Annotated in this window: 19 protein-coding genes; 6 read left to right on the plus strand and 13 right to left on the minus strand. The window is 62.7% G+C overall.

The window, feature by feature from the left end; all coding sequences use genetic code 11:
• Positions 1-94 precede the first annotated feature (94 nt).
• The 5 genes from MY55_RS03305 (at position 95) to MY55_RS24570 (ending at position 3,201) form a co-directional block, all read left to right on the plus strand.
• A complete protein-coding gene (locus tag MY55_RS03305; RefSeq protein ID WP_065201966.1) occupies positions 95-1,021 on the plus strand; it encodes a COG2958 family protein in 927 nt (308 codons plus the stop codon).
• Between the two features lie 280 nt (positions 1,022-1,301).
• Positions 1,302-1,700: a DUF1484 family protein gene (locus tag MY55_RS03310; RefSeq protein WP_081284616.1), complete on the plus strand. Its 399-nt coding sequence runs from the start codon at positions 1,302-1,304 to the stop codon at positions 1,698-1,700.
• A 273-nt stretch (positions 1,701-1,973) separates the two neighbouring features.
• Positions 1,974-2,360, plus strand: a complete 387-nt coding sequence (locus MY55_RS03315; protein WP_043571644.1) for a DUF1484 family protein — start codon at positions 1,974-1,976, stop codon at positions 2,358-2,360.
• A gap of 68 nt (positions 2,361-2,428) precedes the next feature.
• Positions 2,429-2,794 carry a DUF1484 family protein gene (locus tag MY55_RS03320; protein WP_065201967.1) on the plus strand — a complete coding sequence of 122 codons (366 nt, stop codon included), beginning with the start codon at positions 2,429-2,431 and terminating at the stop codon, positions 2,792-2,794.
• Positions 2,795-2,970: 176 nt separating this feature from the next.
• Positions 2,971-3,201 (plus strand): ArsR family transcriptional regulator, encoded by a 231-nt coding sequence (locus tag MY55_RS24570; RefSeq protein ID WP_081284617.1) that lies wholly within the window; start codon positions 2,971-2,973, stop codon positions 3,199-3,201.
• A 97-nt stretch (positions 3,202-3,298) separates the two neighbouring features.
• Here MY55_RS24570 and MY55_RS23250 read toward each other — a convergent pair whose 3' ends face one another.
• The 5 genes from MY55_RS23250 to MY55_RS03330 form a co-directional block, all read right to left on the minus strand.
• Positions 3,299-3,808, minus strand: coding sequence for a hypothetical protein (locus tag MY55_RS23250; protein WP_157889253.1), 510 nt, complete (start codon positions 3,806-3,808; stop codon positions 3,299-3,301).
• Positions 3,809-4,282: 474 nt separating this feature from the next.
• On the minus strand, positions 4,283-4,750 hold the full coding sequence (locus tag MY55_RS23255) for a hypothetical protein (RefSeq protein WP_152680281.1): 468 nt from the start codon (positions 4,748-4,750) through the stop codon (positions 4,283-4,285).
• Positions 4,751-5,437 (minus strand): hypothetical protein, encoded by a 687-nt coding sequence (locus tag MY55_RS23260; protein WP_157889254.1) that lies wholly within the window; start codon positions 5,435-5,437, stop codon positions 4,751-4,753.
• Positions 5,438-5,562: 125 nt separating this feature from the next.
• Positions 5,563-8,325, minus strand: a complete 2,763-nt coding sequence (locus MY55_RS03325) for a type VI secretion system Vgr family protein (protein WP_081284618.1) — start codon at positions 8,323-8,325, stop codon at positions 5,563-5,565.
• A gap of 224 nt (positions 8,326-8,549) precedes the next feature.
• Entirely contained in the window at positions 8,550-9,740 is a 1,191-nt protein-coding gene (locus tag MY55_RS03330) for a serine hydrolase domain-containing protein (protein WP_047236421.1), read from the minus strand.
• A gap of 132 nt (positions 9,741-9,872) precedes the next feature.
• On the opposite strand from MY55_RS03330, the gene MY55_RS03335 reads away from it, so the two are divergent.
• On the plus strand, positions 9,873-10,769 hold the full coding sequence (locus MY55_RS03335; RefSeq protein WP_043572650.1) for a LysR family transcriptional regulator: 897 nt from the start codon (positions 9,873-9,875) through the stop codon (positions 10,767-10,769).
• Here the strand turns inward: MY55_RS03335 and MY55_RS03340 are convergent.
• The 8 genes from MY55_RS03340 to MY55_RS03375 all read right to left on the minus strand — a co-directional run bounded on the left by MY55_RS03340 (position 10,766) and on the right by MY55_RS03375 (position 20,810).
• Complete coding sequence (locus tag MY55_RS03340; RefSeq protein ID WP_043572653.1) at positions 10,766-12,154, minus strand: efflux transporter outer membrane subunit; 1,389 nt, start codon at positions 12,152-12,154, stop codon at positions 10,766-10,768. The genes MY55_RS03335 and MY55_RS03340 overlap by 4 nt on opposite strands.
• A complete protein-coding gene (locus MY55_RS03345) occupies positions 12,147-15,290 on the minus strand; it encodes an efflux RND transporter permease subunit (protein WP_043572656.1) in 3,144 nt (1,047 codons plus the stop codon). The genes MY55_RS03340 and MY55_RS03345 overlap by 8 nt, the downstream gene beginning before the upstream one ends.
• 17 nt (positions 15,291-15,307) lie before the next feature.
• Positions 15,308-16,489, minus strand: a complete 1,182-nt coding sequence (locus MY55_RS03350) for an efflux RND transporter periplasmic adaptor subunit (RefSeq protein WP_052257922.1) — start codon at positions 16,487-16,489, stop codon at positions 15,308-15,310.
• A gap of 70 nt (positions 16,490-16,559) precedes the next feature.
• Positions 16,560-17,705, minus strand: a complete 1,146-nt coding sequence (locus tag MY55_RS03355; RefSeq protein ID WP_208856014.1) for an acyltransferase family protein — start codon at positions 17,703-17,705, stop codon at positions 16,560-16,562.
• Positions 17,702-18,190 (minus strand): flavin reductase family protein, encoded by a 489-nt coding sequence (locus MY55_RS03360; RefSeq protein WP_052257923.1) that lies wholly within the window; start codon positions 18,188-18,190, stop codon positions 17,702-17,704. Before MY55_RS03360 ends, MY55_RS03355 begins: the two co-directional genes overlap by 4 nt.
• 69 nt (positions 18,191-18,259) lie before the next feature.
• Complete coding sequence (locus MY55_RS03365; RefSeq protein WP_065201968.1) at positions 18,260-19,018, minus strand: SDR family NAD(P)-dependent oxidoreductase; 759 nt, start codon at positions 19,016-19,018, stop codon at positions 18,260-18,262.
• 67 nt (positions 19,019-19,085) lie between these two features.
• Positions 19,086-20,261 (minus strand): MFS transporter, encoded by a 1,176-nt coding sequence (locus MY55_RS03370; protein ID WP_043572661.1) that lies wholly within the window; start codon positions 20,259-20,261, stop codon positions 19,086-19,088.
• Positions 20,262-20,291: 30 nt separating this feature from the next.
• Entirely contained in the window at positions 20,292-20,810 is a 519-nt protein-coding gene (locus MY55_RS03375; RefSeq protein ID WP_052257924.1) for a cupin domain-containing protein, read from the minus strand.
• Between the last annotated feature and the right edge of the window lie 23 nt (positions 20,811-20,833).

Consider the following 20,833-nt stretch of genomic DNA (forward strand, 5'->3'; position numbering starts at 1 on the left):
AGTTGCAGAACAAGCAACCTGAATGGCATGGCAATCATGCATAAGCTGCATTGCATCCTGTATCATTACGCTTTCGCATGTTTAGATCATTGACATGAGCCGCCTGTCCCAATCCCAAAAAGTGGCGCAACTGCTGCGCAGCCACCCTGGTCAACGTTTCACCGCCCGCCAGATTGCCAGCACCATCGTGCATCAATACCCAGAAGACTATGCAGACAAGCGCAGCAACCCGCGTTTTGCCAACGACAAGGCATTTCTCTCCCAAGTGGTAGCGGAGATTGGCGCGCAGAAAGATGCCATCATCGGCGCAGATAGCCGGATACGCTGGCAAGACAAACCTCGGCCACGGGTGTACTGGTATGAAACCACGGATGCGGTGGTGGAAACGGTAATTGAAGAAGACGAAGATGACAGCCCGGCAGCCGAGCAGGCCGATCTAAGCGAGTACCAACTGTACCCCTTGCTGATGCAGTATCTGCAAACCGAACTGTCTTTGTATGGCCTGCGTGTCGACGAAAAACGCTCACGTAACCAGCGCGGCAGCGGCGGCAACCATTGGCTGCACCCAGACCTGGTAGCCATGCAACCAGTGGCAAAAGACTGGCACGAGCTGGTACGCAGCTGCGTACTGCATGGCGGTGGCCAGAGCGTGCGGCTGTGGGCTTTTGAAGTAAAGAAAGAACTAACCCGGGGTAATGTGCGCAAGTCCTTCTTCCAGGCCGTCAGTAATTCCAGCTGGGCTAACGAAGGCTACTTGGTTTGCACCGGCATCGTCGGCAAAGACACGGAAGACGAATTGCGCATGCTGTCCGCCCTGCACGGTATAGGCGTGATCGTACTGGACAGCAGCAACCCCAGCGAGAGCGAGATCGTCGTCCCCGCCCGAGCCCGTCAGGATGTGGACTGGCAATCGGTCCACCGGCTGGTGGAAGAAAACGAAGACATGCGCGAATTTGTAGAACTGGTTTCCACTTACTACCAAACCGGCCGCCTGCGGCCACAAGACTGGAATAAGTGTTAATCCCAGCCTTGCCAGCCTGATCCCCCCACCGGATAATTGACCCCGTGCCGTTCAATAGCGGCACCGGGATTGGCGTCCTGTTACATCTTCCATCGAACTGCCGCGTTCGCCGCGCCAGTTCGATCATCATTGCTACGCGCAATTTATGGCGGGCCGTGGTGGGAGTGTCGCGAGACACGCCGGAGGAGATGCCGGTAACGCCAATCCCGCCATGCGCCTGCCACCCCCGATTGGCGTCGGGAAAGCAGGATTGAGCACTCATCTCCGTGAGGATCTTGCTATGACTAGCATTTCCCGCAGTGCGTCTCACCTTGCCGTATCCTCCAGCCCTTTGCTCCGTTCCGGGGCGTCTGCCTCTTTGTCTCAGCCCAGCCTGCTGGCCATGCATAGGCTGCATGATGCCTTTGCCGCCTTGCAGGACCAGCTAGCCCGCAAGCCGCAGGCCTGCGCCCGCGTGCCGGCGGCGCAGTTGGCGCATCTGTGCCGCGACATTGAGGACGCGGTGGTAGAAACCATCTGCCACCTGGCCCATAGCCAGCTGGGCCTGCAGGCGCTGTTGGACCTGCTTGCCTGCCTGGGCGACGATGTGCGCCTGCCTTCCAGCCGCCTGCTGCAATTATTGCAGCCGCTGGACAAGCGGGTGGAGGCGTCGCTTAGCCGGCTGACCGGCGTGCTGTAAGCCGCTGCCGCCGCGGCCCATCCGGGCACGGCGGCCGCTGAGAACCCCGTGTTGGGGTGGGCAGCGGCGTGGCGGCACCTTGGGGGCGCACTCACCCATCGCGCCCCACGCCGCCTGCGCATCAGGCACCTTCCGCCCTCGCCGCTTTCTCCGCCCCCACACGGGACGCACTGACTTACCGCTCGCCCGCGCACGTTGGCCTTTCCCCGGCCGCTGGCCGGACAGGCGCTGGCGCGCGCGCGGGTGGGCGGGCTTTCTCCCTGGAGAACACTGATGACCCATCACACCGAACTGGCGCCCCATACTTCCGCCCAAGCCCGCGCGGCAAACCGCCGGCCGCAGCCGGCCAAACCCACCGCCGCGCTGGCAGGGCTGAAGCAAGCCCTGGCCCAGCTGCAAGCCATGCTGGCCGACCCGGACCTGGCCAGCCTGAACCAACCGCTGGCGCGGCTAAACGAACTATGCGGCGACATTGAAGGCGCGGTGGTGGCAGCCATCTGCCACCTGGCCGACGGCCAGCAGAGCCAGCACGCGGTGCGGGACCTGCTGACTTGCCTGGGCGACGACCTGCGCCTGCCTTCCAGCCGGCTGCGGGAATTGCTGCTGCCGCTGGATGCGCGCATGGACAAGGCGCTGACGCTGCTTGCCCAGGTGCGCTAAGCGCGCCTCAGCCGGGCCGGCGCGCTGGCCCGGCTGTTTTCATCATTCCGTTCCGTGAAGGATGCGCCATGTCCAATGTCTCGCCATTTGTCCCGCCCGCCGCTCCCAGGCCCGCCCCGCTCCCCGCCACCGCGGCGGCGCTGGTGGAGCTGCGCCAAGTCATCGCCAAGCTGCAAAGCCCGCATGACCCTACCTGCCCCACCACGCTGCGCTTGTCGATGGAGCGGCTGGCCCAGCTGGACCGCGACATCGAACAAGCCCTCAGCGCCAGCAGCCACACGCTGGCCCGCGTCAGCGAAGGCATGCAGTCGCTGTTGAACCTGCTGCTGCTGGCCGACGCCACCCCGTTGCCCTCGCGCCAGCTGTTCAGCCTGATCTCCCCGCTGCACCGCCAGTTGCTGCAGGCCCGTTACCAGTTGGAGGGCAGGGTGTAGCAAAAAAGCCCACCCGGCCGGATGGCGGGGTGGGCTTTAAGCTGGCGCGCAGACACTAGGCTAGCTGTGCGCCGTCAGGAATCTATTCAAACTTACTGCACGAATACAAGCAAGTTATTGTATTTTATGGATTCTATCTATTAGTATCTATTCAATATCTATTCAAATCCCAGCCCATGTCTGTTGAAGCTATCCTCACCAGCCTGCGAAGCGACCCCAAAACCGCGACGGAACTCTGCGCCCAGCTTGGCCTTAGCCAGCCCACCTTGTCGCGCCGCCTGCAAGAGGCCGGCGCCAGGGTAGTCCGCATGGGCAGCGCCCTCGATGGGTTGATTAGTAAACTACAGGTATCACGTGAGGGCGCCCTACCACAATTACATTTTGCTCTGCATTTTCCTAAATTTTGAATAGAAAAAATCGGAAAACCACACAAAAAATCAACACCATTACGAGATTTTTCTCAATTGAAATGGCATTCCGAAATCCATTCCAATCACGGATAGCTCAATCACGATATATTGCCGAAATTGCTTTGATCGGCACTATCATCGCTGGCGAAGCGGTTGGCCTGTGAAGATAGCTACCTTGTACTACACGGCATTGCACAGCTTCCTCTCCTGTCAATTTCTGAATAATGTTATGACTGGAAGGTAGCAACCACCGCCCTTCTTCTACATAATTTTCTAAAGCATCTGCCTTGTAAATAAACACTCGTCCTTCATGGCCAACTTCCTCGACACTCCCACTCCAAAACAGCCCATCATCCAGATTAATAAAGCTGCCAACAGGTTGACTACCTACCCGACAATTTAGCCGGTTTAACTTCCCAGCTAACGCAGATTCTTCGCTGGAAAATTTGAACACCACCTCCGCCGTAGCTTTCTCAGCAGCAACATATTGAATTGAACCAATAGCACTTGCCCAGCTGATTACCAAGGCCATTACATGGAAAAATATAAGAAGCGGCATATAAATAAGGCCCAAGCTTTCAATTAATCTTTCGCGCAGGGACACTGCCGCAGATTACAAATTTAAAAACATAAAATCCGCCAGCTTAACTCAATATCACGGAAAAATTTCACCACAATCACTTGGCATGAAAATAAATAGTTGAAAAATCCTCTATCTATTTCAACACTATCCAAACTATTTCAGGAGAATTTTACACATATAATCACCCATCACCAAGAATATGGATTGAGAAAGTATTTTACAGATATTTTGATTGAATCAGATAGTGCTGGCCCTGCCACATAATTTCTTACAACCACTCTACAATCCAAATATTTACTCGTTGAAAAGCGGCTTTGACTTCATCGGATGACACGTCTTCTATTGATTCATGCCTGCAACTGTACTCAACCTAATTTGCCTTATGTTTATACTCGCCAGCAACACCATCATAATCAAAACCTCCACTCCCCACCTTAACCCAAATAGAAACCCAGCTCAGCACATCAGCCATCTGGATTATTTTTCATAGACGCATCACCAACTCAATACCGAATATAAATCCTTAACAGGAACTTCAATAGGCTTGGTAGTTTCTCCAAAAGAAAAGAAACCTTTTCGATAAATGACGCAAGGAATATATTTCTCCCCGTTTAACTCTCTATCAATATCAAACTTCCCTACCGCGTATTGACCACTGCGGCTGAAGCCATCCATAAAAACCATAGCCTTAAACTTTCCGCCCCCAATTTTGTTAATGACTTTACCGTAAATTGCAACACCATCATCTGGAAAAACATTTGGATATTTAGTTTTTTCAGATAACGCACACGCTATATTGTAGGCCCCACCAAAGTCATTTTTATCACTTGAAAAGTAAATTTCAACCAACCCTCCCTCCCCTAATGCTAGGTGATCATACTTAACTATCGGAGGAGAACTTGATACCCATGCCAGCAGCACTGCAAGCACAGTACATACCATTATTACTCTCACCAGCCTCATTTACTCGCCTTTCAAATTTGTTTCAACACTGCCTTTCAAGATACTCCAGGCAGTTATATTATTATCCAAAGGATATAGCATGGCAGGCAACGTTTCAACATGATTTACGTCTATAAACTTATTTAAATCTGGCCTGCGATCAGGAATTTTAACTCCATCAAAACGAGGCCCAATCCACCATTGCCGACCTAGGTCAGCGACAAAATTTGCAGATAAATCCACTTTCATATCATCATATTTTTTTCTTGGCAGGTACTTCTTTACGATTGAAAAATAGCTTTGGTCATAGCGTAAATTAATCCAGATATATGCTTTTGGCTCAGGAACAGATGCATATATATCCGCAAACATTTTCAATGAAAAATCCTCACCAACTGGGTCAAGAGTAATCAGCATTTCAACATCATAACTAAGCTTAGATAATTTTTCTGAAAAGTGTGCGCCATTCCACCCCCCCAAACTGTGCCCGACAATATAAACCTTGGCCTTTTTGTCTAAAATAAATTGGTTAGCAATACTTTTTAAATTATCTTCATCATGAAGCTCATAGTACCCAACATAGACGGAACTTATCAGAACTTCAGAAATTTCTTTCTTGAAATTACTTTCAAAGTACTTCTGAACATCAACTATATTATGATTTGGACCGCTACCTAAAAATTGCCTTTTATCCCCGGCTCCGCCCACAAAAAAATAACTATCTTAGGCGGCTTGCATATGAAAATTTTCTTATTGCTCTTGTTTGCCTCTGGTGACAGTACTGCTGAATGCGATTGCAACACTTGATTAGCCATACATTTACCCTTCCAACATTACTTAAATATTTTAATTTCAATACTCTCTGCTGCATCAGGATTTTTTATCATGTGGGTAAATCCTTCACTATCAGTATATCCTCGCTCTACTCCCCCAAATTCACGATGTATCTCATACTTATGATTAACCAGAGGCTGGCCCGTATGCTGATCTACTAGCTGGAAACGATCATCAAACTTGGCTTGCGGCATGGCGTTATAGGTCTGGCCAAGACTCGTCCCCCCACTCCAATCATGGCTACCACCCTTGAAGCTGACGGTGCCCGGCGCATGCAGCTCGATCTTGCCGTCCTTGATCCGCACGTAAGCGCCGCCGCTGGTCAGCAGGATTTCCTGTTTGCCGTTGAGGTGGATTTTCTGTTTCACCGAGGTGATGGAGAGGTCTTGATCCGCCGTCAGCTCCATCGCGTCGCTCTGCGCCTGCACTTGCACCTTCCCCTTCGCCGCGATCAGCTTCAGCGCCACCTTGTCCTTCACCCCCGCCACGAACAGGCTGAGGTGCTGGCCGACGTTGTGGATCCAACGCCGGCCGGTGGTGTGGTTGGCGTCGCGTTGGGCGATGAGGTTCAGGTTTTGCCCGGCGGAGACGGTTTGGCTTTGCTCGGTCAAGGAGGCGATGCCGGCGGGGCCGGACAGCACCAGCAGCGCTTGCTGGCCGGCTTGGTCCTGGGCGGTTTTGCCGTCTTTGTCGGTGTTGCTGCCGGCTTCCCAGGCCTTCAGCGCCTCGGCGTGGTGTTGCAGGTGGCCTTGGTTTTTTTTGCCGGCTTTGGCGTTGTCCGGGCTGATTTCGTCGGGCCCGGTTTCCATGCTGTCGGCCAGTTGGCCGGTGGCGGTTTCGGCCAGCGCTTGGGAGAGGCTGAGGGCGGCGTCGAGCTGGCTTTGGGCGTGCTCGCGCGCCAGTTGTTTGCCGGATGCGCCGCTTTGCGCCTCGGTGGACAGCAGCAGGCCGTGGGCGGCGCGGATGGCGCCGTGCTGGTCGGTTCTGAGTTCGAAGCCGTCACCGCGCGGCTGGGCTTTGCCGTTGCTTCTTGGGTGGGCGAGGTAGCCCTGGTTGAGCTGGGTCTTGCCCGCTTCGCTGGATAGCTTGGCGCGCACTTCGCCGGGGGTGTCGTCGAACAGCAGTTCGTTGTAGCCGCCGCCCTGGTGTTCCTTGGATTTGATGCCGGACAGGGTCTTGTTGGCGGGCAGGCTGCCGGCGCCGCTGAAGTCGGGCGTGGGGTGGCTGCCGTTGTACAGCACGCCGGTGATGACGGGGCGGTCGATGTCGCCTTCGATGAAGTCGACCAGCACTTCCTGGCCGATGCGCGGGATGAACTGGTGGCCCCAGCCGGCGCCGGCCGAGGGCATGGCGACGCGCAGCCAGCAGGAGGATGTGTCGTCCATTCCGGCGCCGATGGTCGGGTGTTCGTCCGGCCGCTGCCAGTGGAATTGCACCTTGATGCGGCCCTGGGCGTCGGTGTGGACTTCTTCGCCGGCGGGGCCGACCACGGTGGCGGTCTGCACGCCGAGGCTGGTGGGCTTGGCCGATTCGGTGCCGGCGTAGGCCGGCGTCAGCGGGATGCCGCGGCGCTGCGCCTGGATCTGGCTGGCGAAGGGGGCGGCCTGGCTGTCGCTGTCGGCCAGCAGGCTGGGGGCGAGGGCGCGCAGTTGCTGGGTCAGCTCGCTGGGCAGGTTGTTGCGCGCTTGCAGCGTCTGGCCGGTGACGACGAATTCGCGCTGTTCGTGGCTGTCGGCTTCGTGCGCCGGGTGGTCGTCCAGGCGGAACCATTGGCCGGCGGTGAGGCCGCGGACGGCGCCGCCGCCTTCGAATTGTTTGGCCTGCAGGTCGTGCGCCTGCTGGCGCAGCCGGGCGTAGTGGCTCAGTTGGTCGGCGTCGCCGGCGTAGTACAGGCCCTGCGGGTCGTAGTCCTGCAGGCTGGATTGCAGCGCCTGGCCGCCCTGGCCCTGGTCGATCTGGCTGCTGTCGCCGCTGTGCTGGGTGGACACCGGCTGGTAGTCGAAGCTGGCCAGCGCGACGTTGCCGGGGACGATCTGGCGGCTGGCGTGCCAGGCGGTGAGGCCATCCTCGTCTTCGGTGGCGTCGCTGCGGTGGAAGCGCACGCGTTCCACCTCGGCCGGCGGCAGACTGTAGGCGTCGTCGAACACCACCAGCTTGACCTGGGGCGTGTCGCCGTCGACATGCTCGAAGCGCCAGGCGTAGCCTTCCTCGTGCAGCAGGCGGACGATGAAGTCATAGTCGCTTTCGCGGTATTGCAGGCAGTAGCTGCGCGGCTGCGCCGGGCCGACCTGGATTTCGATGGCCTGGCCGCGGGCGAAGGCCGGGTTGGCGGCCTGGTGCTCTTGCAGGATCTGCTGGACGATGTCGGGCACCGTCAGGTCCTGGAACACCCGCGAGGTGCGGCGGTGGCGCAGCAACGCGAACGGCGGCTCGATGGTCAGTTCGTAGCGGGCGAAGCCGCCGTCGGCGCCCAGCTGCCGGGCCTGGGACACCACGCCGCAGCGTATCGTCTCCTGGCCCTGGGCGTCGGCGATGCCGAGGCGGGCGGATTGACCGAGCAGGGTCTTGAGTGCGATGGCGCCGTCGGGCGACAGGCAGGTCAGGGTGAAGCGATAGGGCCGGGACACGCCTTCCTCGCCGTCCAGGCTTTGCGGCAGCAGCTGCTCGGCCGCGACATGGCCGTCGCCCAGTTGCAGGGTGAGCTGGCGGCGGTCCTGGGTGAAGGCGGAGGCGAAGGAGGACAGCAGGTTGGTGAGGTCCATGACGATGCGGGCCGGAATTTTGTTTTCACAGCGACAAAATTCCAATTAAGTGAATTAAAAAAGCATTATATGTCTCAGCAATACGCGTTAACAATTCTGCCATCTTAATTTGTCCAGCCATGCGACTTAAAAGCCAGACGCGGTCGGCACGGCCCTGCGCGCTGGCCATACGAAATCGGCCCGGCATCGCCGCCGGGCCGTTTTGGCAGACAAACCCCCGCCTCTCAAACCTGGCCGTAAACCGCGTTGCAGATATCGACGGTAAACTGCCCCAGCATGCCTTCCAGCAAGGTATTGGTCAGCGCCACCACACTGATGCGCTTGGCCGGATCGACAAACCACGAATGGCCGAACACCCCCGCCAACCGCCAGCTGCCCGGCGACTCCGGCGTATTGGCCGCCTGCGGATCGGTCAACACGGTGAAACCCAGGCCATATCCCCGGCCCGGCCAGGGGGCCAGCGGCAAGTCTCCAGTCTGGTTGCGACCCATTTCCGCGGCCATGGCGGCCGACAATAAAGGTCCGCCGCCGCTGCGCAGCGATTCCAGCAAGGTCATGAAATCACCCGCGGTTCCCACCATGCCGGCGCCGCCGGAGGGGAAGGCGTTGTGATCCAGCGCGCGGCCCGGGGCCAGGCTGACGCCGCGGAAGCCTTCCAGAATCGGCACCAGCTCCAGGTCGCGCATCCGCCGCGGCGCCGGCTGCTCGTTGACGTACACCGTGGTCAGACGGCGGTAATCGCTGGCGGCGAAGCGGGTGTCCTGCAGGCCCAGCGGCTCGGTAACCCATTTGCGCACCACTTCATGCAGATGGCTGCCCGTCGCGCGCTCCAGCACTTCGCCAAGCACGTCGGTCGCCAGCGAATAGATCCAGGCGCTGCCCGGCTCGGCCAGCAAAGGCGCTTGGCCCAGCCGTTCGATATTTTCCCGCAGCGACAGCACCGAATGGTCCATGCCGTCGGAAATGCCCATCTGCTTGTAAGGACCGCCTTGCTCGCCCTCCAGGAAACCGTAGCCGAGACCGGCGGTGTGCGTCAGCAGATGCCGGACGGTAATTTCCGGAATGCGGCCATCCGGCAAGGCCGGCGCAAAATGGGGCAGCCAACGGGTGACAGCGTCGTCCAGGCCGATGATGCCCGCCTCGACCATCGCCAGCGCCGCGGTGGACACGTAGACCTTGCTCAAAGAAGACAAACGGAACAGGGCGTCCGCCGTCATCGGCCGTTCCGCCTCGCGGTCGGCCCAACCCTTGGCGCCTTGGTAGATCAGCTTGCCGTCGACGCTTACCAGCACCACCGCGCCGACCAGCCTCTGCTCGGCCAGCGCGCGATGGATGGCGTCGTCGATCCGCTCGGCGATACCGTATTGATGCACTCCCGGCTGCACTACCGGGTTGGACAATTCCGCAGTCAGCATAACTCTTCCTTTCTTAGCGATGTCATGGATGGCCTTTGCCAGTCACACCAGCATAAGGCAAGACCAAAAGCATAAAAACATGTTAGATTTCCATTTTATGCGGATAAATTTGTCCGCAATTCGAACGCCACCATGGAAAAACTCAACGGGATACACGTATTCGTACAAGTGGCGGAAACCTCCAGCTTCGTCGCCGCCGGACGCCAATTGGGCATCTCCGCCTCGGCAGTCGGCAAAAGCATCGCCAGGCTGGAGGAAAGGCTGGGCATACGGCTTCTGCAGCGCAGCACCCGGCACATGGCGCTGACCGCCGAAGGCGAGCTGTTTCTGCGCCGCTGCCAGCGCATCTTCGCCGAGCTGGATGCCGCGGAAAGCGAGCTGGCGCAAAGCGCCGACCGACCGCGCGGCCGGTTGCGCGTCAGCCTGCCGGACGGCAATCTGTTCAACCCCGCGCTGGCCGAATTCATGAGCCTCTATCCGGAGGTCGAGCTGGATCTCGACTACAGCGACCGGCTGGTGGACCTGATTGAAGAAGGCTTCGACGCCGCGATCCGCTCCGGCGAGCAACTGGACTCCCGCCTGCTGGCGCGCCGACTGGGCTCGTTCCGCCTGGTGCTGGTCGCCGCGCCGGGCTACCTGAGCGAGCGCGGCCGGCCGCAACGGCCGGCCGATCTGCAACGCCATGCCTGCCTGCAATACAAGTTTCCCAACAGCGGCAAACTGGCGCGCTGGCCGCTGCGCCCTCTCCCCGGCGAACCGGCCCCGCTGCTGCCCAGCACCGTGATCTGCACCAATAGCGAAGCGCTGATCTACCTGGCCCAGCGTGACAAAGGCATCGCCTGCGTGCCGGATTTCTCGGTGCGCGACGCGCTGGCGGACGGCACGCTGGAGCTGGTGCTGGACGACTTCATGGAGTCAAGCGGCACTATCCGCATCGTCTGGAGCTCCAGCCGCCAGATGCCGTCCCGGCTGCGCGCGCTGATCGACTTTCTCGCCGAGCGGGCGCTGCCGGACGGCCAGGCTTCCTAGCTCGCGCGCCAGCCTCCGCCCAGCGCCTTGTAGAGCGCCACCGCGCTGTTGAACAGATCCAGCCGGGCATCCACCGCGCTCAATTCGGACTGGAACGCGCCGCGTTCGGCATCCAGCACCTCCAGGTAAGCGGAGTGCCCGCTGTCATAGCGCAAAGTGGCCAGCCGCACCGCCCGCTGCAATGCCTTGACGCGCGCGGTTTCCGCATCGTTGACGCGCCGTGCCGCCGCCATGGCGCTCAAGGCGTCCGCCGCATCCTTGAACGCCAGCTGCACCGCCTTGCGGTACTGCGCCAACGCCTGCTGCTGGCCGGCGCTGGCCACGTCCACCGCTCCCGCCGTCTGCCCAAAGTTGAATACCGGCGCCGCCAGGTTGCCGGCAAAACTCCAGACATAGGCCGGCCCGCTGAACAACTGGCGCAAATCCGGGCTGGCGCTGCCCAGCGCGCCAGTCAGGCTGATGCTGGGAAAATAGGCCGCCTTGGCCACGCCGATGCGGGCATTGGCCGCCACCAGGCCAGCCTCGCTGGCGGCGATGTCGGGCCGGCGCGCCAGCAGGTCGGACGGCAAGCCGGAAGGCAAGGCCGGCGGCAGGCTCAGCGCATCCAGCGCCTGGCCGCGCGCGATTCCCTCGCCCAGCAACTGTCTGGGCTCGCGTCCCAGCAACACTCCCAGCGCGGTTTCGGTCTGCGCCACGCTGCGCTCGAACTGCGCGGCGCTGGCCTCGGCCACCGCCACCTCCGCTTCGGCCTGGCGCCAGTCCAGTTCCGACGCGTCGCCCTGGCGGAAGCGCTTCTCGTTCAGCGTCGCGGCGGCCCGGCGGTTGGCCAGCGTGCGCCGGGAGACTTCCAGTTGCGCATCGTAGGCGCGCAGCTGGAAATAGGTTTGCGCCACCTGCGCCGCCACCGCCAGCCTCAGGCCGTCGCGGCTGGCCTGGCTGGCGGCGGCGAGGGAAACCGCCGCCTCGCGCTCGCGCCGCAGGCGGCCCCACAGGTCCAGCTCCCACGATGCCCGCAGATTGAAATCGCGGCTGTCGTAAAGGCCGCCCGGCGCCGTGGCGGGCAGCGTCGCGCTGACGCGCTGGCGCTGGCTGTCGGCGGCGGCGTCCAGCCTGGGCAGCAGCTGGCTGCGGGCGATGCCGGCCAGCGCCTCGGCCTGCGCCAGACGGGCGTCCGCTTCGCTCAGATCCTGGTTGCGCGCCAGCGCGACGGCAATCAGCCGGTCCAGCTCCGGCTCCTGGAATTGCCGCCACCAGCCGGCCACGTCGGCCGCCGCCTGCGCCTGGCCGTCGGGCAACGCCAGCTGAGGGCGCTGGTAGTCGGGGCCCGCCGCGCAAGCCGCCAGGGCGGCGCTCAACGCGGCGGCGAGAAATAGCGGTTTAAACATTGAGCACCTCCTCCTCGGCCGCCGCAGCCGCCGGGGCTTTTTTATGGAATGCCTTCATGATCAGAATGAAGAACAAGGGAATGAAGAAGGTGGCGATGAAAGTGGCGGCCAGCATGCCGCCGATCACGCCGGTGCCGATCGAGTGGCGGCTGGCGGAGCCGGCGCCGCTGGAAACGGCCAGCGGCACGCAACCCAGCACAAAGGCCAGCGACGTCATCACGATGGGGCGGAAGCGCATGCGCGCCGCCTGCATGGTCGCCTGCACCAACTCCATGCCCTCGTCCAGCTTGAGCATCGCGAATTCCACGATCAGGATGGCGTTCTTGGCCGATAAGCCGATCAACGTCACCAGCGCCACCTGGAAGTAGATGTCGTTGGCGAGGCCGCGCGTCCAGTTGGCCACCAGCGCGCCGAACACCGCGAACGGCACGGCCAGCAACACCGCCAGCGGCAGGGTCCAGCGTTCGTACTGCGCCGCCAGGATCAAGAACACCACGACGATGCCGAACAGGAACACCTTGGCGGAGGAGCCGCCGGCCGCCTTCTCCTGCAGCGCGCTGCCGGTCCAGGCCAGCGCGTAGCCGTCGGGCAGCGTTTCCTTGGCCACCTGCTCCATCGCCGCCAGCGCCTCGCCCGAGCTGTAGCCCGGCGCCGGGCCGCCGATCAGCTTGGCCGACGGATACAGGTTGTAGCGCTCCAGCACTTCCGGACCGGTGCTGCGCTGGATGTCCAGCAGCGCCGTCACCGGCACCATGGCGCCAGAGGTGGAGCGCACGAAGACCTTGGCCAGGTTGTCGCTGTGGCTGCGGTAGGAGGCTTCCGACTGCAGCTGCACGCGGAAAGTCCGGCCGAACTTGTTGAAGTCGTTGACGTACAGCTCGCCCAGCGTGCTTTGCAGGGTATCGAACACGGTGTTGATCGGCACGCCGAGCGCCTTGGCCTTGGCCCGATTCAGCTCGATGTACACCTGCGGCACCGACGCCGAATAGGTGGTCTGCACGCCGGCCAGCTCCGGCCGCTTGGCCGCGGCGGCGAGGAATTGCCGCGACACGCCTTCCAGCTCGGCCGGCGACGCGCCGTTGCGGTTCTGCAGATAGCCTTCAAAACCGCCGGTATTGGACATGCCGGAGATCGGCGGCGGATTGACCGCGAAAATGAAGCCGTCGCGGATGCCGGCGCCGGTCTTGGCGAAGATGTCGCCGACCACCGCCTGCGCCGACTGCGCCGCGCCGCGCCTTTCCTCCCAGGGCTGCAGCTGGATGAAGGAGACGCCGGCATTGGTCTTCTTGCCGCCGGTGACGATGTCGAAGCCGGACATCGACAGCATGTCCTTCACCGCGGGATTGCGCGAAACCAGATGGTCCAGCTTGTCCATCACCTTGGCGGTGCGCTGCAAGGACGCGCCGTCGGGCAAGAAAGCCGCCGCGATCACATAACCCTGATCCTCATCCGGCGCCAGGCTGGTGGGGATGGCGCGGAACAGCCATGCCGACACCAGCAACAGCAGGCCGAACAGCGCCAGGCCCAGCGCGCTGCGCCTCGACAGGAACGCCACGCCGCGCACGTAGCGGCCGCCCACGGCGTCGAAGTTGCGGTTGAACCAGTCGAAGAAACGATTGCGGCTCTGGTGCCCCGGCCGCAGGATCAGCGCGCACAGCGCCGGGGTCAGCGTCAGCGCCACCAGGCCGGAAATGCTGACCGAAATGGCGATGGTGATGGCGAACTGCTTGTACATCTGGCCGGCGATGCCGCCGAGGAAAGCCACCGGCACGAATACCGAGCACAACACCAGCACGATGGCCACCACCGGCCCGGACACTTCTTTCATCGCCTGGAGGGTGGCCTCGGTGGCGGAAACCTTCGCCTCGCTCATGATGCGCTCGACGTTTTCCAGCACCACGATGGCGTCGTCCACCACGATGCCGATGGCCAGCACCATGCCGAACAGCGTCAACAGGTTGATGGAGAAGCCGAAGGCGTACATGCCGGCGAAAGTGCCGACGATGGACACCGGCACCGCCAGGCACGGGATCAGCGTGGCGCGCCAGTTCTGCAGGAACAGGAACACCACCAGAAATACCAGCGCCATCGCTTCGGCCAGCGTTTTGTACACTTCCTCGATCGACACCTCGACAAACTTGGTGGAATCGAACGGGATGCGGTATTTCAGACCGTCGGGGAAGCGGCCGGACAACCTGGCCATCGTGTCCTTGACCGCTTTGGCCGTTTCCAGCTGATTGGCGCCCGGCGCCAGGAAAATCCCGATCGGCGCCATCGGATCGCCGTTGATCTTGCCGTTGAAGTCATAGTTCAACGCGCCCAGCTCCACCTTGGCCACCTCCTTGAGCAATACCGCCGAGCCGTCCGGATTGGCGCGCACGATGATGTTGGAAAACTCCTCCGGCGTGCTCATCCGCCCGCGGGTGGTGACGGTGTAGGTAAAGTCCAGCGCCTGGTTGCTGGGCTCGGCGCCCAGCTTGCCGGCGGCGAACTGCGCGTTCTGCTCGCGGATGGCGGCGACCACGTCGCTGGGCGTCAGCTTCAACTGCGCCAGACGATCGGGCTTGAGCCAGATCCGCATCGAATAGTCGCGGCCGGCGAAGTTGATCACGTCGCCTACGCCGGGAATGCGCTTGAGTTCGTCCACCACGTTGAGCAGCGCGTAGTTGCTCATGTACAGGGTGTCGTAGCGCCCCTTCTCCGCGTACAGCGCGATCACCTGCAGGAACGCCGCAGACTGCTTGCGCACCGATACGCCCTGGCGCCGTACCTCTTCCGGCAGCTGCGCCAGCGCCGACTGCACGCGGTTGTTGACGTTGATGGTGGCCTGGTCCGGACTGGTGCCGATCTTGAACGTGGCGTTCAGCGTCAACTGGCCGTTGCTGGCGCTGATGGACTGCACGTACAGCATGTCGTCGACGCCGTTGATCGCCTGCTCAAGCGGCGCGGCCACGGTATTGGCGATCACCTCGGCCGAGGCACCGGGATAGCTTGCCACCACCTGTACTTGCGGCGGCACGATCTGCGGGTACTGCTCGACCGGCAGCACGCCCATCGCCGCCACCCCCGCCAGCATGATGATCAGCGAGAGCACGCAGGCGAAGATCGGTCGGCGGATCAAAAAGGAGGAAAACATATTGCGAGGCTCCAGTATTAGCTGCGGGAAGACGCGCCGGTTGCGGCCGGCTCAGGGCTGATCTGCACCAGCGCGCCGGGCCTGAGCTTCACCAGATTGTCCAGCGCCACCCGGTCGCCGGCCTTCAGCCCCTTGTTGATCAGCACATTGAGGCCCTGTTCCTGTCCGGCCTCCACCGGGCGGAGCTGCACCCGGTTGTCCGCGCCCACCACCCAGACCGCCTTGCCTTGCTGGCTGGTCAGCACCGCCCGTTGCGGAATGGCGATGGCCTGGGCGCGGTAAGCGCCTTGCAGCAGCACCGTCACGAACTGCCCCGGCAGAATCCGTCCGTCCGGATTGGCCAGGCTGGCGCGCAGGCGCACGGTGCCGGTGGAGGCGTCCACCAGGTGGTCGGTGAAGTTGAGCGAGCCGCTGCGTTCGAAACGGCTGCCATCGGACAGCCGCAGCGACACCTTGAAGCCGCCGCCGTGGAATTTCAGCGCGCCGGACGACTGCTGGCCGCGCAGCGCGTCCAGATCCGCCTCCGGCACGTTGAAATTGACATAGATCGGATCGTTCTGGCTGATCTTGGTCAGCATGCTGGCGTCGGCGCTGCCGCCCACCAGGCTGCCCTCGGAGCGGACCTCGCGGCTGGTCAGGCCGGAAATCGGCGCCGACACCCGGGTATAGCCCAGGTTGATCTGCGCCTCCTTCACCTTGGCTTGCGCCGCCATCACCTGGGCGCGGGCGGCTTCCCGATTGGCGGCCGCCTCGTCGAAATCCTTGCGGCTGAGCGCGTTCTCGCGGAACAGCGGCTGCACGCGGTCGTAATTCTGCTGCGCGCGGGTCAGCTCGGCCTGCCGGTCGCGCAGCGCGGCGACAGCCTGCTCCAGCGCGATCTGGAAAGGCGCCGGGTCGATCTGGAACAGCGGATCGCCCTGCCGCACCGGCTGCCCCTCGGTGAACATCCGCTTCTGCAAGATGCCGCCCACCCGGGCCCGCACCTCCACTTCGCGCGATCCGGCCGACTGGCCGACATACTCGTACGCGACATCGACATTGCCCGGCGCCACCTGCTGCACCGAAACCGGCACCGCAGGCGCCGGCGCCTGCGCCGCCGCTTGCGCCGCGCCCAGATCCTTGCCGCAGCCGGCCAATGCCAGCGCGGCGGCCAGCGGCAGCAACGACGCCGCGACACGTCCCTTCAAAAACTTATCCATATGCACCCCGGAACTAAATAATTTTCATTAGCATTGATTTGGCGCGGGCCGCCTCTGCGGCGTCGCCCGCTCAGGCGTCGGCCGATTGCAGCCTGACCGCGGCGGCGCGCGGGCGGCTCCAGTACCGCATCACCGGCCGCTCCACCAGCGCGTACAGCAACCAGCCGGCCAACAGGCTGGCCAGGAAGGCCGCCAGCACCACCAGGGTCGCCGCGGCGGGCTCGAAACGGCGGCCATCCAGCCAGGCGCTAGCCAGATCCAGCACCAGCATATGCACCATGTAAAAGGCAAACGACACTTCACCCAGCCACACCATGCGCCGGCCGTTGAAGCCGGTGGGGCGCCGCTGCGCGTCGGCCGCCGCCGCCGCGGTGATCAGCAAGGCCACCGGAATCACCGTGGCCGTGCTCAGTCCGTACAAAAACGGCACTTCCCGCGCCAGCAGATAACCGCCCAGCAACAAGCCCGCCGCGGGCAGCAGGCCCAGATCCGGCCATTTGCCGGCCCGCAGGATGCGCGCCATCAGCATGCCCAGCACAAACTCGAACATCCGCAACGGCGGGAAAAAATACGATAGCCACCACTGCTGCAGCGAAATCGGCAGGCCCGGCCCCTTGGGCGTGGCCGGCACCCAGCTGTCCACCGCCAGCTGCACCGCGAACAGCGCCAGCACCGCCGCCGCCGCGCACGGCCACAGCCGTCCGGCCGGAATGCGCGCGATGCGCTGGTTCAGCCACGGGAAGGCCAGGTAGAACAGCAGCTCGCAGCACAGCGACCAGGACGGGCTGTTGACGCCCATGAACACCTCCGGGCGCGGCACCCACGACTGCAGCAGCAGCAGATTGCTGAGCCAGACCCTGGGGTCGACGAACACATTCCCCATGCACACCATCATCAGCAGCCAGGTGAAGAAATGGTTGGGGTAGATCTTCAGCAGGCGGCGCCGGATGAAGCCGCCGGCGGAGTCGTCCGCCCGCGCCGACCAGGTCATCACGAATCCGCTGAGCACGAAGAAGAACGACACACCCAGCCAGCCGGCCTTGCTGAAGATGGACTGAAACAGCTGCGCCGCGCCGCTGTCCTGATAAGGGTTGAATTTGACGGCTGCCAGCAACGAGGCGTGAAACAGAAACACCAGCGCCGCCGCGACGAATCGCATGCCGGTCAACGAGGGCAGGCGCGGCGCCGGGCCGTTCGGCGATTGCAAGTACGTCACGATGCGTAGCCCTCTACCGATGTGAAATGAGACCGGTAGTAGGCAAGCGCGTCGCCGCGTCCATGCTCGACCGCCTTCACCTCGCCGAATACCATGGTGTGGTCGCCTTTCTGATACGTGTCCTCCAGCCGGCAGTGAATGGCGGCCGCGGAATCCCCCAGCACTTGCGGCGACACCGGGCTGGCCGGCTGCTTGGCGAACATCAGCGCCTCCTCGGCCTGGGGCCGGGCCAGGAAATACACGCTGAATTGCCTGGCGTCGCGCACCTTGCCCAGGAAGCGGGAATGGTTCTTCAGCGAAAACTGGATGATGGGCGGCACCAGCGAAACCGAACTGAACGAATTGATGGTGATGGCGATCTTGTCGTCGCCCTCTTCCAGCACCGCCAGGCAAACGCCGGTCGGGAAGCGCCCCAGCGTGCTCTTGTACTCTTGTTGCCAATGTTGGCCGTCACATTCGATGTGATGCTTTTTCAAGACTTCCATAGCTTTCTCCCTGCCTATGCTGCCGACGCCGCGCCGGACTCGCCGCCGGCCTGTTCCGGCGGCATCCGGTCAGGCGGTCACGCCGCCATCGACGACAAAGTCATGCCCGACGAAGAACGAGGCATCGCCGGAGCAGATCCACAAAATGGTCTGCACCACCTCTGACAAGCGTCCCACCCGGCCGATGGGGATGATGCCGCCCAGCCGCTTGCCGCGCTCCTCCTCGGTTTCGCCCTCCAGCAGCGACATCGGGGTGTCCAGCGCCGCCGGGCTGACGGTGTTGATGCGGATGCCCTGCTGGATGCACTCCTTGGCCGCCGTGCGCGTCAACGCCTCGATACCGGCCTTGCTGGCGCCGTAAGCCGCGGTGCCGGGCATCGCAAAATGGCCGCCGACGATGGACGACAAATTGACGATCACCCCTTCGCCCCGTTCCTGCATCAAGCCGATCTCCGCCCGCATGCAGCGCCAGGTGCCGTTCAGATTGGTGTCGATGATGCGGCGCCAGGCGGCCTCGTCCTGTTCGGCCACCAGGCCGGTTTCCCAGATCGCCGCATTGTTGACCGCGATGTCGAGCCGGCCATAGCGGCGCCGTATCGCCTCGAACAACCCGTCCACCTCATGCGGCAGCGAAATATCGGTCGAGTGCGACAGCGCCTGCGCGCCGGCCGCCTCGATTTCGTTCTGCACCGCCTTCAGCTTGTCCTCGTTGCGGCCGGCCAGCACCACCGCCGCGCCTTGTCGCGCCAGTTCCAGCGCCAGCTCTCGCCCCAGGCCGCTGCCAGCTCCCGTCACCAGCGCCACCTTCCCTGCGAATTTCGTATCCATTGCTTTCATTTCCATTCAGATGCGGCGCCCGGCGCCGGGAGCATCCCGGCCCGGCGCATGCCGCGATTCAGCGGGTCGCGCCCGCCAACCTTGCGCGCACGCCTTCCGCGCTGTGACGGCGCAGGAAAGGCAGCACGCTGACCAGACCGGCGATGGCCAGCGCCACCCCCACCCACAGCGGCGCGCGCAGACCGTGTCCGGCGCTCATCACCGAGCCGCCGGCCCAGGAGCCCACCACGATGCCGACATTGATGACGGCGGTATGCACGGTGTTCACCAGCGGGCCGTTGTTGGCGACGCGCATCACGCGGATCGCCATCGCCGGATTCATCGGCAGGCCGACCAAGCCCAGCAGCGCCACCGCGACGATGGTCACCGCCTGCGATTCGGCCTTGAGCGCGAACAGCGCCAGCAGCGAGATCAGGATCACCAGCCCGACGGCCAGCACGCCCATGGTGTGCTTGTCGGCCAGGCGGCCGGTGATCATGGTGCCGACGATGGTGGCCAGGCCGTAGCAGGCGAACAGCGCCGGCACGGTAGCGGTGGAGAAGCCGCTCACCTCGGTGAAAATCGGCGCAAAGTAGGTGAAGGCGGCGAAAGTGGCGCCGATGATCAGGCCGCTGGTGCCGTAGGCGGCCCACAGATCGGCATTGCGGAAGGCGGCGAACTCCTGCTTCAGGCTGATCTCGGCGGCCTTCGGCGATTTGGGCACCTGCACCGCGATCACCAGCCCGCAGAACAGCATCATCCCGGCCACGATCCAGAAGCTGGCGCGCCAGCCCAGATGCTGGTCGATCAGCGTGGCCGCAGGCAGGCCGACCACCGACGCCACCATCAGCCCGCCCAGCACGATGGAGGAGGCGCGGCCGATCCGCTGCGGGCCGACGATGTCGACGCACACCGCCAGCGAGACGCCGAAGAACGCCGACTCGGCTACGCCGGACAACACCCGCGACGCCAGCATCACTTCATAGCTGTGGGCGGTGGCGCCGATCAGCTGGCTGACGAAGAACAGCGCCACCAGCGTCAGCAGGGTGTTCTTCTTGGACGCCTTGAGCAGCATCACCGTCAGGATGGGCCCCCCCACCACGATGCTGGCGGCGAAAGCCGACACCAGGTACCCGATGGCCGTCAGGGAAACGCCGAACTGCGCCGCCAGCGACGGCATCATCCCGGCTACCATGAACTCCGACGTGGTCATGGCGAAAATGCTCAAACCCAACACATAGATTGCCAATGGCATGGCTTTACCTTTCTTTATTCAAGTCAATGCTCAGGCGGGCTGCGCCGCTTGCGACACCTGGAAACGCAATCCCGCCTCGATCGCCCGCGCGGTGCTTTCCTCATCCGCCGGCGGCGGCGGCAAGCCGTCCTGGGCCGGCACCCCGGCCGCCAGGAAGAACTCCTCCACGCCCGCCGGGGTATAGAAAATCAGCATCCGCACCGGGTCTGCGCTGCGGTTGTGGAAGGCATGCGGCGTGCCGCGCCGGACGAACACGCGCCCCCCCGGCCCCACCTGGTACTTCGCGCCGTCGGCCATGATCTCCAGCTCGCCGTCCAGCACGACGAACAGCTCGTCGACATCGGCGTGGGCGTGCTCCGGCGGCCCGCCCGCCGGCGGCACCAGCGCGTCCAGCAAGGTCATGGTTCCGGCGCTGTGGGCGGCATCCAGCAAAATCCGGTACTCGTCCCCGCTCATCCACACGCGCTGGCCGCTGCCGGCAGGCAGGTAGGCGTGGCCGGGGCCGTCGGCGCGTCGCGCCGACAGATCGTTGTCGGTGTTGTCTTGCATCAGGTCTGCTCCAAACAAGAAAA

It is taken from the genome of Chromobacterium subtsugae, from assembly GCF_001676875.1.
GTDB lineage: Bacteria > Pseudomonadota > Gammaproteobacteria > Burkholderiales > Chromobacteriaceae > Chromobacterium > Chromobacterium subtsugae.

Bases quoted from the DNA above. Each gene is read 5' to 3' on its own strand.
- MY55_RS03305 (WP_065201966.1), top strand. From the start codon at position 95: ATGAGCCGCCTGTCCCAATCCCAAAAAGTGGCGCAACTGCTGCGCAGC.
- MY55_RS03310 (WP_081284616.1), top strand. From the start codon at position 1,302: ATGACTAGCATTTCCCGCAGTGCGTCTCACCTTGCCGTATCCTCCAGC.
- MY55_RS03315 (WP_043571644.1), top strand. From the start codon at position 1,974: ATGACCCATCACACCGAACTGGCGCCCCATACTTCCGCCCAAGCCCGC.
- MY55_RS03320 (WP_065201967.1), top strand. From the start codon at position 2,429: ATGTCCAATGTCTCGCCATTTGTCCCGCCCGCCGCTCCCAGGCCCGCC.
- MY55_RS24570 (WP_081284617.1), top strand. From the start codon at position 2,971: ATGTCTGTTGAAGCTATCCTCACCAGCCTGCGAAGCGACCCCAAAACC.
- MY55_RS23255 (WP_152680281.1), bottom strand. From the start codon at position 4,750: ATGAGGCTGGTGAGAGTAATAATGGTATGTACTGTGCTTGCAGTGCTG.
- MY55_RS03325 (WP_081284618.1), bottom strand. From the start codon at position 8,325: ATGGACCTCACCAACCTGCTGTCCTCCTTCGCCTCCGCCTTCACCCAG.
- MY55_RS03330 (WP_047236421.1), bottom strand. From the start codon at position 9,740: ATGCTGACTGCGGAATTGTCCAACCCGGTAGTGCAGCCGGGAGTGCAT.
- MY55_RS03335 (WP_043572650.1), top strand. From the start codon at position 9,873: ATGGAAAAACTCAACGGGATACACGTATTCGTACAAGTGGCGGAAACC.
- MY55_RS03340 (WP_043572653.1), bottom strand. From the start codon at position 12,154: ATGTTTAAACCGCTATTTCTCGCCGCCGCGTTGAGCGCCGCCCTGGCG.
- MY55_RS03345 (WP_043572656.1), bottom strand. From the start codon at position 15,290: ATGTTTTCCTCCTTTTTGATCCGCCGACCGATCTTCGCCTGCGTGCTC.
- MY55_RS03350 (WP_052257922.1), bottom strand. From the start codon at position 16,489: ATGGATAAGTTTTTGAAGGGACGTGTCGCGGCGTCGTTGCTGCCGCTG.
- MY55_RS03360 (WP_052257923.1), bottom strand. From the start codon at position 18,190: ATGGAAGTCTTGAAAAAGCATCACATCGAATGTGACGGCCAACATTGG.
- MY55_RS03365 (WP_065201968.1), bottom strand. From the start codon at position 19,018: ATGGATACGAAATTCGCAGGGAAGGTGGCGCTGGTGACGGGAGCTGGC.
- MY55_RS03370 (WP_043572661.1), bottom strand. From the start codon at position 20,261: ATGCCATTGGCAATCTATGTGTTGGGTTTGAGCATTTTCGCCATGACC.
- MY55_RS03375 (WP_052257924.1), bottom strand. From the start codon at position 20,810: ATGCAAGACAACACCGACAACGATCTGTCGGCGCGACGCGCCGACGGC.